Origin of the sequence: Actinoallomurus soli (assembly GCF_024055715.1) — a bacterium.
Lineage (GTDB): Bacteria > Actinomycetota > Actinomycetes > Streptosporangiales > Streptosporangiaceae > Actinoallomurus > Actinoallomurus soli.
This window is the reverse complement of the sequence record NZ_JAMXMV010000011.1, coordinates 236268-249013: the sequence shown is the minus strand read 5'-3', so window position 1 is coordinate 249013 and position 12746 is coordinate 236268. Positions and strand designations below refer to the sequence as shown.

The 12746-nt window shown below is 72.4% G+C and carries 1 protein-coding gene (only partly in view); it reads left to right on the top strand.

All 12746 nt of this window come from inside a single coding sequence — locus NDW01_RS26420, protein-glutamine glutaminase family protein, on the top strand. Of the gene's 63846 coding nucleotides, 36836 precede the window and 14264 follow it; the stretch shown corresponds to coding positions 36837–49582 (codon 12279, partial, through codon 16528, partial); the first codon wholly inside the window starts at window position 2. Both the start codon and the stop codon lie outside the window.

Sequence of the window (12746 nt, the reverse complement as noted above, 5' to 3'; positions counted from 1 at the left end):
CGTGCTGCCGAAGTTCACGGCCGGCGGTACCAACGCCAGCGGCCCGGTCGACCTCAAGACGGGCGAAGGGCACCACCGGAGCACGACCCGGGCGGAGAACGCGGTCAGTGAGATGACCGGGTACGACTGGGCGAACCACTACGCCGTACGGGTCCCCATGCGGCTGATCGTGGAGATCGACCGGCTCGACATGTCCGGCCGTCCCCTGAACAACCTGCTCCTCAGCCGGTTCGAGACGTGGACGAACCACGACGCGACCTCCCGGACGACCGTCGACGGACTACTGGACCTGCAGATCCCGCACGCCCTCGCCGAGGCGGGCACCCTGCACGGCCCGGAGCAGTTGCGGAACCTGCTCCCGCTGCCGAAGCTGAACCGCAACCTGGCCGTCGTCGGCGTGACCGCGGACGGCCTGCTGCCCGCCGCGCGGAAGCTGCTGGACCAGCTGCTGGGGCCGCGCTGGTACGAGAAGGCGCTCGGGGCCCAGGCGGGCGACCCGGGCGTTCGGTCCTTCCAGTCACTGCCGTTCCTGCTGTCGCGGTCGCACCTGATCAACCACCTGCTCGAGGCCATCGGAACCGACGGGTACCGGCTGCCCTCCAACCTGTTCCGGGCCGGCGACTCCGACCTGCGCGCACAGGTGACGCTGCGAGCCGAGCTGTTCGACGCGCAGGTGATCATGCGGATGGTGGACGGCACCGGCGTGGGCCGCTACATCAAGCACCAGAGCGGCACCACCGCCAGCAACAGCAGCGACCAGATGCGCGGCACCGCCGAGTACGCCGTCAACGGCACCGACACGATCAACCCGCAGCCCCCCGCGCCGCCGGGCACCGAGGCGCCGCCGCACCGCCCGGACCACTCCTGGACGGTGAGTCACGGGGACAGCCGGGTCACGTCGGCGAACCAGAGCAGTGCCGGTACCGAGAACTACCGGCGTGAGCAGGACGTCAAGGAGTACGGCTCGACGCTGCTGGTACGCCTGCGCGGGCAGTTCTGGCTCGAGGCGCAGAAGACGCGCCACCACCTCCTCCGCCCCAACAAGGCCAAGCCCGTCGGCGCGCCGGTCCGCAGCGACCCGGTCACCGGTGACGTCTACGTGGAGATGTTCGAGGCGCAGTACGAGGAGCTGCTCGCGGAGCTGGCCGCCAACGAGCAGCAGGCCCGGCAGGCGCTGCGCGATCGGGTGGACCCGACGGCCTGGGCGGCGCTGGGTAGCGCCCCGCGTTTCGACCTGGCCCCGCTGCTGGCCGGCGCGGCCGTGTACCGCCCGGACCCCACCCATCCCCAGCCCGGCCCGCGCCCGAAATACGACGCCTCCAGGGCGCACCACGCTCTGGTGGAGCACATCCGGGAGCAGGGTGGCGCTCATGGCCCGGTCGTGCTCACCCACGGCGCGAACACGCGGGTGCTGGAGTACCGGGCGATCCTGGACTGGGCCGCGCGGACGATCCGCGCCGACCTGGCCGCCGCCCGCGTGGAGGACCCGTACCTGCCGTCGCCGGCCGATCCCGGCGTCTACGACGCGCGGCGCGCCCGGCCGGACGCCCGGCTGTTCGACGGTCTGACCGGGTCCCTCGACGACGAGATCACCGCGATCATCAACGAGGTCAACCGGGTCCACGGGCTCCGCCCGGACAATCCCCTCGGTGCCCCTGCCGAGCTGCCGCCGGAGGCGGCGCTGCTCGCGCTCGACCCGCTCTACCTGGCGCGTGACGTCGCGCGCGAGCTGAGCACGCACGTCCGGCTGGACGTCACCCGGCCGGACGGCACGGTGCGCAGCCACTGGGCCGACCCCAGCGGCCGGATCTACGCCTTCGACCCCACCGCCTTCGACGACCTCACGGTGACCCCTGACGACGCGTCACGTGCTGGGCTGTGGAGCGAGGAGACCCGGCGGCTCGCCGCCGACCACGGGCTCGACCCGATCGACCTCGCCCGGCTTTACCGCACCTCCTGGTCGCAGCAGCGGACCTTCGAGCAGGCGGTCCTGGCCGAGATCGCCGAGCGCCTCGACCGGTTGGGCGCGGCGCACGAGGCGCTGCCCGGCCTGTTCGGCCGCACCGTCCAGGCCGCCGCCGCGTGGCGGGAGATCGTCCTTCGGATCGAGGCGGAGCACGCCGCGGCCGCCGCCCAGACGAGCCGGGCCCAGCGAGAGCTCGACGACCTCCGGCGCGCCCTCGACGACCTGTACACGCAGCGGACGCGGCTCATCCTGGACCTGTCCCCGGACCGGACCGCAGTGGACGGCCTGGAACGGCGAATCCTGGACCTGGAGACCGCGCAGACCGAGCAGCGGGCGCGGCTCGAGCGCTACGAGGAGTCGACGGCCTACCTGACGCCGCGCCTGGATGACGTGCGTCGCGCGATCCGGGAGACGGAGACCCTCCTCACCGACCTGCGCGCCACCGGCGACACCGGAACCGGCGAAGCGGCGCCGTGGACGGCTGCCGATGTCCAGGAGGCCACGGACCTCCTCACCGCGTCGGAGTCGGCCCTGGACGAGCGGCGGGTGGATCTGGCGTATCGGCGGCGGGAGGCGCCGTCGATCGAGCAGGCGGTCCAGGGGCTGCACGACACGCTGTCGGCGGCCGGGGACGGCGCGGTCTCTCTTGCGGTCGTGACTCACGCGGACGGCACCGCCGAACGGTTCACCGTGGTCGCCGACGAGGGCGAGATCCGGTGGTTCGAGGCCGTGTCCAGCCTCCCGGTGCGACCCCCGAGTGGCGGGCGGCTGTACTCCCTGGACCTCGGCCTAGACGGCCTGCTGCTCGCCCCGCCCGCCGGGCTGGACGGGGCGCGACCGCAGACCAGGTCCTTCGCCCAGGTGCGCGACCTGGCGCTCGCCGCAGTGGTGGACCACCTCGGCGCCGACCTGGCCGGGCAGGTCGCGCGGCGCACGCAGGTCCAGTCGCGGCCCACGCTCGACCAGGCCCTCCTCGCGTTCGAGGACCGGCTCGTCGAGCGCAGCGCGCGCATCGCCGAGCTCACGGACACGCCCCGGCCGCCCATCGTGAGCCTGGACACCGCGCGGCGCGGCGACCTACCGGACGACGCGCACGTCTTCCAGGACGAGCAAGGTCACCACGGGATCGGGCCGTCGGACGCGGAGGTGCAGGGCTGGACGCCGGTGGGTCCGCTGGCGGACTTCACCGAGATCTTCTGGCTCACCCATGGCACACCGGACCGGCCCGTGACCGTCGAGGACATCGTGGGCGGCGGCCTGGGCGCCGCGGTCCGGTTCCTGTCCGGGGCCGGCGTCCGGACCCTTGAGGAAGACGTCCTGCGGGCGCTCGAGGAGAGTCCCGACAGGGTGGTCGAGGAGGTCGACCGGCTTCCGGACGACCTGCCGCCCGGCACGTGGATCTGGTTCACCGGTCCCTCCCGCACCGGGGCCGTGTCGGTGGTCGCGAATCCGGCAGGTGAGATCAGGTATCGCGTTCTGCTGGCCGGGGCGGCCGCCCCGCGGGAGGCGCGTTCCCGTATCGGCCTGGCGCCGCTGGACGACGGCCGGCACACGCTCATCGTCTCGCGGCCTCGCACCGATGGTGATGCCCGGCTTTCGGCGCCGTACCGGAGTCTGCGGCAGCGGACCGAGGTGTCGGACTTCCACGTCATCGAGGTCAACGCGGTCCTGCGGACCCTCGGCTACCGGGGCGGCCCGGTGGATCGTGCCCGGGTCGAGGAGGCGCTGCGCGATCCCGAGCTGCCGCCCGGTCCGACGGACCCGAGGGGCCTGGCGAACGACCTCGCGCACTGGATCGCCTTCGACAAGGACCTGGCGAAGATGCCCCGGCTGCGCGGCGGCTCGGACGCCGCGGGGAGCATCCCGGGCCTGACCGGGATGTCGGGGGCGTCGAGCAGCAACCCCATGCCGGTGACGGTGGCACGAGGCCCGGTCGAGGAGCTCTCCGAGGAAGAGCCGGAGGAGGAGTCCTCCTCCGAGTCCTCCGAGTCCTCCGAGGACGAGGCCGAGAGCGTTACCGGCGAGCACCGGGAGGTCGCGCCGCCCGCTCCCGCCAAACGTGTCCGGTGGGCCGACCAGCAGGGCGACACCACCGATGAGGAGAGCGGCTCGGAGCCCGAGTCGGAGGAGTCCGAGGACGACGCGCCGGAGCCGCTGTCCCTGGAAGAGCTGCTCGGGCAGACGCGGGTGGGTGTGGTGGACGACCGCCCGGTGGCGCTCTGGCTGCCCGGGGCGCGCGGGGACGTGGCCTTCGACGAGGCGACGGTCGCGCTGCTCGGCGACCTGGTGCCGCCGCAGACGGTGTTCGTTCTGGGGCGGGTGGAGAACGGCACGCTGATGGCCGGTGACCGGCCGATCGAGCCGGCCACGCTGATGGGGCTGCTGACCGCCCGCGCCGCGGGTCATCAGCCGTTCCTGCTGATGCCCGGGTCCGGGGAGGCCGCCACGTCCTTGGCGGACCTGAGCGGCGGGCCGGTGCTGGCCGCGCCGCGCGGCGTGCGCCTCGACCCGGCCGAGGGCACCCTGACCGCCATCGGCAGCGGCAAGGACGCGATCACGGGGCCGGCGTCCTCCTCGCGGGACGGGGACTACGTCGGGCGGTTCCGGATGCACCTGCCGGGCGAGCCCGCGAGCACGCCGATCCACTCCGTGCTGACCCGCACGGCGGCCGAGGGGCACGGTACGCCGCCCGCCCCGCCGGAGCGGGCGGTGATGCGGCCGGTGATGGTGGATCCGGCGGCCCGGTCCATCGGGGTGCCGCGGGTGGGTCTGCCGTACATGGGGCAGGTGCTGACCGCGGTCCGCCGCGCCCTGACCGCCGCCGGGTTCGCCCCGTCCGAGCGGGACATGGCGGGGCTGGTGCAGCGGCTGGTCAGCAACTTCACCTACACGCTCGGCGACAGCGGTGACGACGCCAACACCAGCGGCCTGATGGTGCCGTTCGGGGACGTCGAGCTGCTGGTGACGTTCGACCCCACGGATCCGTACACCGTCGACAACATGGCGGGCTCCACGGTCCGCCCCTCGACCCGGCCCGCGCCCGAGGGCGAGAACGTCGGCTACGAGACGATCAACGCCGCGTACGCGACGGGCGCGCACGTCGAGACCCACGCCGGCCAGACGGGGGCGACGCGGGGCGCGCTGTCGCTGACGTTCGGGATCGGCGCGGCGCCGTACCTCGTGCTGCAGGTCGTCAAGGTCGGCGTCGGGGTGTCGGGCACCGCCAACCAGTCGAACCGCAGCACGAGCCACATCGCCGACGCCGAGGGCGGCCACGTCGAGGACGCCCGAATCGAGTCGAGCCTGGTGGCGTACACGCCGAACATCGCGCTCAAGATCCGGGCCAACCCGAAGGAGGGGATGGCACAGGACTGGGAGCACATCCGGCCGTTCCGGATCCAGGACCCGGGCACCGAGAAGCTGCTGCTGTGGATGCCCGAGCCGTACCTGAAGGCGCCGTCGGCCGACCTGGTGACCGCGACCGGTGCGGGCGTGAAGTCCACCAAACTGCCACCGCACTTCTACGCCTCGGGCCTGACGAACCTGCCGAAGCTGTTCGACGAGGTCGTCGGCGTGCTGGCCTCCCAGGGGCTGCGGCTGAAGATCGGCAGTGTGCCCCGCGCGGAGCTGCTGCAGAAGCTGTGGAACCTGAACACCCACCTCGACAAGGCGATCAACGACCGGAGGCGCGGCTATTCGTTCACGCTGCACGACAAGCGCGGCAAGGTGCTGGCAGTCGTACGGCTCCACGCCGACCGGCTGCCGCAGGCACGCCGGGTCGGCGCGACGAGCAACAAGGTCCACGTCGAGAACGTCCGCACCGGAATCCGTGGCATGAGCAGCGGCCACAGCATCTCCAACTCGACCAAGTGGACGGTGCCGAGCGTCGAGTTCGACCTGGCGCCGATCCCTCTGCAGGCCGACGACTTCGGTCTGGGGATCAGCGTGGCGGCGCCGTATACGACCGCGAACTCCGAGTCGCTCTCGGGCGGCCGCGTGGGCCTGAACGTGGTGGTGCCGAGGGCCACGGGCCACACGACCGGCAACGACGTGCAGCTCGGTGTCTACAGCGTGGCCTACGTCCGCGACGCCAAGACGTCGTCCTCGAGCCGGACCAGGACGCCGGTGGTCCGTAGCCGCGCGCTCATCCGGGCCACCGAGGCTGAGGCGTTCGAACACGGGCTGCCGGTCGACAAGGAGGCCTTCAAGAAGGCCCCCGAGGGCACGACGGTGCCTTACGACGCGGAGGCGCTCCGCGACACCGGCCGGCGGGCGGAGGACCCCGACACCAAGCAGCCGCCGGCGTACCTGCTGAAAGGCAAGGGCATCGGCACCGGCTGGGCGCAGCCCGAGGAGTCGACCGTCGAGGCGCTGTACGACGCGCTCGAGACGCGGCTCAAGGCCCACGGTTTCCTGCCGGAGAACGACGACGACCCGTTCGCCGGGGAGCACTTCTACACGCACGGCAACAAGGTGCTCAGCAGGCTGGACAACGAGGACCAGCTCCGCAAGTGGATCTCGCTGTGGGGCCTGAGCTCCTACTGGGACGTGGCCCACCAGGACGGGTACACCTTCACCCTGCGCCTGCGCCGCGGCGGCGCGGGCGTGGACGTCGACATCGACTCGGCCAAGGTGACGATCCGGATCACCGAGCGCGTGGAGGAGCCGCCGGAGTACCTCCGGTCGACGGACGCCTACACGACGGCGAACCTGCCGATGGGCATGGACACCGCCGGGCAGTCGGCGACCCACACGCGCAAGATCGCGATCGGTGTCAAGTTCAAGACGCTGTTCAAATTCCTGAAGACGGCTCTCCTGGGGGTGGAGTACCAGCGCACCGTCGGGGCCACCGACTCGGTGAGCTTCCTCAGCAACGTCCCGCAGCTCCTCGAGATCCCCGGGCTGCTGGACGTGTGGGGGGTGACCTACGACCTCCACGCGAGGATCGAGTTCCAGCACTCCGGCCGGACGGGGAACATCGCCAAGGGGCGGCGCGACGTCACGCTCCCGACGATGCGCGGGCAGAAGGCCACGGCGTACCTGATGCCGTTCACGGAGGCCGAACAGCCCTCGGCGGCGGACCTGTCGCCACGGGAGGTGATGCTCCGCGAGAAGTGGACGCCGGCCGAGGCCCTGGAGCAGGCCGTGGTCTTCCACCTGGACACGACAGGCCTGACGCCGGCGGCGTCCGCGATGCTGAAGGACTTCGCCGGTCCGGCGGGAGCCGCGGACCGCGAGATGAGCGCGTTCACCGGCCTCTTCATGGTCAAGGCGCACCTGAAGGAGATCCTGAACGGCGAGTACACCACCGACGGGCCGTTCGATCCGGGGTGGCTCCGCGACGTCTTCGGCGCCCTGGACCTGCGCGGCGACCTCGGCCCGTCCCTGTTCATGGGTTCCACCTCCGATCCGTTCGTGCTCGGCCTCATCTACCTGTTCCTGCTGGAGAACAGGCTCAGCAACAAGGACTCCCACGGTCTGAGCTGGGAGCAGCTGGACCTGGCGTTCGGGGACATCGCGGGCGAGGCGAGCCTCACCGGCGAGTGGGACTTCAGCCGCAGCTGGCAGTGGAACACCGCACGAGGGTTCGGCCGCGGCGCCGCCAAGGAGCTCATCCAGATCAAGGTCGGCCGCGCGTTCCTCTACCAGGCGCCCGCGAACTTCACCGTGCGGGCGCGGCAGGAGGCGCACGGCAAGCTCCTGCCCTCCAGCCGCCACCGGCCGGCCCCGCGCCAGGTGGGCGGCCGCGACGCCATCTTCATCCTGATCGAGCCGGATGGACTGGCCCAGTACGCCGACGCGGTCCTGCCCGTGTCCGACGCCCAGCTCACTGACTCCCTCACCCGGTGGAGCAAGGGCGAGCTGCGGCTGCCCGGTGACGTCGCCGCCGGCGTGCTGACCCGCTGGAAGACCGATCTGACCGGCCGGCCGACCCCTCCGAAGGACCGTCTGGACTTCGTCGACGCGCGGGCCGCCGAGCTGGCCCAGGTGCACGACCGCGGCGGGGTCCGGGTGACGGACCCGGCCGTACGGCGCACCTTCACCAGGGCGTTCGGCCTGGCGCTGGCCGAACCCCGGGCCTCCGACCCGTACTTCGCGATGCCCGACGACCTGGTCGCCTACGCGGAGGGCGGTCCGGCGCTGCCCGACGAGCGCCTGGCCGAGGCGCTGAACGACTGGCAGGCGGGTGACCTCGCGCTCAGCGGGGACGTGGCCGTGGGAATCCTGCGGCGCTGGACGGCCGGCGGATCTCGTCCCCCGAGGACGCTGCCGGGGGTGGACGGCGACGAACTGGTCCGGACGGTGACCTTCCTGCACACCCAGGGGGCCGCGCCCGTACGGGACGGCGACCTGCGGAAGTGGTTCAAGGAGACCGCCGGGCAGGAGCTGGGGGAGCCGCCGATCCCGTTCGAGGAGATCGAGCTGCCGGAGTACCTGGAGCGGGAGGACCCCGGCCTCGGCTTCCACGGCGTCGAGAGCTTCCGCTTCGCCAACGGCAAGTCGACCTACCAGATCGTCAGGGAGCAGGTCGACAAGGTCGCCCCCGGCCTGCTGACGGCCGGCGCCGCGCTCTGGGACGCCAAGCGCCGGGTCATCGGGCGGATGCAGGGCGGAGTCGATGCCCTGCAGGGGATGCTCGGCAAGGGCCGGGACCACGCCCTGCTGGCGAACCTGCTCGCCAAGGGCCGGGACCAGGCCCTCCTGGGATCGACGTCGGCCGAGGACGGGTACTCCTTCTACCTGGTGAACCCGATCGGCTGGCTGCTGTCGGACATCGTCGAGATCAACCTCGACCTGCGCATCGCGTCGCCGAAGGTGCAGGACTTCGTGCCGAACACCGCGGCCGAGGTGTACGAGCACCAGTACCGCACGACGGCCAAGTCCAACTCCCGGGACGGATCGCAGTCCTTCACCTTCGCCAAGCTCGGCACCGGCGGGCAGCAGCAGACCACCGGCGGGGACGCCGTCGACGCGAAGACCTCCGAGGGCCACCACCGCGGGACGACCCGGGCCGACCAGGGAGTCGTCGAGCAGACCGTCTACGGGGGCGCGCACTATCTCGTCGGGATGGAGCACGAGCTGACCGTGACGGTCCGGCGGCTGGACCCGACCGGCCGTCCGCTGGTCAGGGCGCTGAACAGGAAGTTCGACGACCTGACCCGGCACAGCGCGGCCGACACCGTCACCGAGCCGGGCACCCTGGTGATCCAGATGCCGCGCTCCCTCGCCGAGGGCCGCCGCCTGCGGGGCCCGCATCCGCTGCCCGACCTGGGGCGGCTCCCGGAACTGCCGGTCAATGCCTACATCACCGAGGCGATGATCGACGACGCCCTGCCGATCGGCCTGAACCTGCTGAACGAGATCTTCCGGCCGAGCCGGATCGAGCTGCTCCTGGGCGCCACCGCCGACGACCCCCGGACCCGCAAGAGCCTGTCGCTGCCCGTGCTGCTGTCCCGCGTGCACATCGTGAACAACATCCGCGAGGCGTCCGGCGAGGAACCGCTGAAACTGGCCGAGAACCTCTTCGTGCCCGGCCACTCCGAGGAGCGGGCCGAGATGTGGCTGCACGGCGACCTGAGCGGGCTCGACGTGATCGGGCGGATGAAGGAGGGGACCGGGACCGGCCGCTACAACAAGCACCAGAGCGGCACCACCATCAGCGGGAGCAGCGACCACGCGCGGGTCGTCGGAGACGCCTCGCTCGACACGCACGGCCCGATGGGGGACCACACCCCCGCCCACTCATGGGATCTGGGGACCTCGAACAACCGCGTCACCTCGTTCGACGACGCCATGGCGGGCACCGAGAACTACCGCCGCGAGCAGCACGGCAAGGAACGCAGTCCGCTCTTCCTCGTACGGATGCGCTTCCGGGGCCGCCTGTTCGCCGACCGGGCGGACCACCACCTGTTCCGCAGGGCGACGCCGACGGGGCGGTTCGTCAGCGACCCGTTCTTCGGTGACGTCTACGCGGAGATCTCGCAGGCGCAGGTCGAGGACCTGCTCGCCCAGCGCGAGGAGATACGAGTCCGTCTTCAGGCCCGGCCGGAGTCGCTGAACTGGCCTCCGATGGGCCAGGCGCCGCGGTTCGACCTCGCCCCGCTCCTGACCGACGCGGCGAGCCGGCACACCGACCCGATCCGGGCCTACCAGACCGTCGCCCGCCACATCCGCCGGCAGGTCGGCGGCGGACGCCCGGTCGTCCTCACCGCGGACGCGCTCGCCCTGGCCGCACAGACGCACGAGGCGATGCTGCGCTGGGCGGTGCGGACGATGACCGCCGACCTGGCCCACATCCGGCAGACCGACCCGACCGTCGAGAAGCCCGCCGCACTCGCCCGCTACGAGGAGCAGGTCGAAAGGGCCACGCGGCTCACCGGTTCGGTCGACTCCATCCAGCAGGCCACCACCGAGGTCATCAAGACCGTCAACGCGCTGCACGCCCAGCGGCCGGACAACCCCACGGGGCGGCCCGCGGGGCTCCCATCGGAGGTCGCGGACCTGGGCCTGCACCCGGTCTACGTCGGGCGCGACACCGCCTACGCGCTCGCCGCGCACGTCCGCGTGGACATCATCCGCGCCGACGGCTCGGTGCATCAGACCTGGATCGACCCGAACGGCGGCATGTACGCCTTCGACCCGGTCCTCACGCGCCCGGACTGGGGGACCCGCGCGACGCGGATCTTCTCGCCGGTCACCTCGCGGACCCACTTCTTCAGCGCCGCCGTGGCCGAGACCCACGGGATGCTGTCGTCCGCCCAGCGGGCCGAGGCGGACGTGTACGGGCTGGACCGCAGTGACATGGGCCGGATCTACCTGACCGCCCCCGTCCGTCAGCAGACGTTCGAGCAGGCGTTCAACGCCGAGATCAGGGCCCGCCGGGATCGCCTGGCCGAACTGAACCCCGCCCTGCCGGGGCTGCTGCACGACGCGGCGGCCGTCCACGCGTTCTGGCGGCAGGAGACGGAGACGCGCCGGCGGCGGCAGAACGAGGACGATCCGCTCGGCGGGCTCCTGGAGCTGTCCGAGCGGGTCCACGAGGCCGAGTGGAACGAGGAGGACGCCGCCCGGATCGTCGAGTCGCTGCGGACCGCCGCCCGCGGCGGACCCGGCGAGCGCGCCTGGACTCCGGAGGAGGTGGCGGAGATCGGCGACCGACTCGCCGAGCTGGCCGCCGCCCAGCGAGCCGCGACCGGTGCGGACACCCGGACGCCGGTCCTCGGAACCGGCACGAATCCGGTTCTCGGAACCGGCACGACGGATCCGGTCGCCGGAACCGGCGGGACGATCCCGGCCTCCGGCACGACGAGCGTCGTCGCCGGCAGCGGCCGGTCGGAGCCGGCCACCCGTGCCATGGGGAAGCAGCGAGCGACCGGGACCGGCGGGACGGAGCCGGCCTCCGGGATCGGCCGGAGCGAACCCGGCCTCGGGGCCGGCACGGTCGATCCGGTCCTCCGGACGACGCGAACGGTTCCGGTCGCCGACCGGTCGGGCTCCCGAGCCGTCGGCGGGAACGAGGTCGAGCGAGCGGCCGCGCGGGCGCTCGAGGCCGAGGCGGTGGCGTTCGACCAGGAGCGGCTGGACGCGGCGCTCAGCGCGCGTCGCCTGCGGCCGATCGACGTCGCGGCCGACGACAACTGCTTCTACCAGAGCCTCATCGCCATCGCCGGTCCGTACCTCGCCCGGGTGATACCCGGCCTGAGGAACACCCGGCCCGGCAGCCGCGAGGCCGTGCAGGTCGTACGGAACTGGCTGGCGGACCGGCTGGCGGCCGACCTTGCGGTCGCGGGCCAGGGCCTGCTCTCGCGGTACGCCGGCTTCTTCCACGAGTCGGGAGACGGCATCTCCTTCGCGGACTGGGGCCGTGCGCTCGTCGACCAGATCCGCCGCATGGACAGCTGGCGCAACGAGGTGGGCGACCTCGTCGCCCACCTGGCGGCCAACGAGCTCGGCCTGCCCCTCACGCTCATCCAGGACCGGTACGTCACCCAGCTCGGGCCGGCGGGCGCCGCGCGGGTCAACTTCATCCGCACCCCGGGCCACTTCATGGGCGCCGAGAGCACGGACGAGGACGCGCCGGAGATCTCCTGGGAGCAGCTCCACCCGGCTCCGCCGACGCCCGCGGACCGGTCGGCCCGCCAGTTCCAGCTGATCCGCGGGTCCCTGGAACGGCGGGTCGAGCGTGCGGGAACCGACTATCAGGAACTCCGTGAGCGTCTCGATCCGGACGTCAGGTCCGAGATCGACGCCGAAGCGCAGGCGATGGTCGACCGCTTCCGTGACGCCCACGCGGCGAACGGCCACGCGGACGTGCCGGCGCACCGCCGCGCGCAGGCCCGGCTCGACACGATGCGGCGCGCGGCGGCCCAGCTCGAAGGCCTGACCGCGAACCTCCACCGGCAACTGGGCGACCCCCCGGCCACCGGACCGTCGAGTCGGGGCGAAGGAGCGGACACCGGGATCTCCGATTACCTCGAGACCGAGGTCAACTCCCTGCTGGCCCGCATGGGCGGCGCGTGGCTCGGTGGCCGGGTCGACCGAGGAGAGATCGAACAGGCGCTCCGTGAACTCCCGGAAGGCATTTCCAAGAGTTCCGCCCGGGGGCTGGCCGGTTTCGCCGCGCATTACATCGCCTTCGGTGAGAAGCCCAGGCTGCGGGGCGGCGCGCCTGGCCGCGCGCCGCTGGCCGAGCGGCCGGGCGAGGCATCCGGGTCGTCGGCCGCCGACACCGCTGCCGCCCCCGCGGAGTGGATTTTCGGGGGGACGAGGGGCCGCGGCG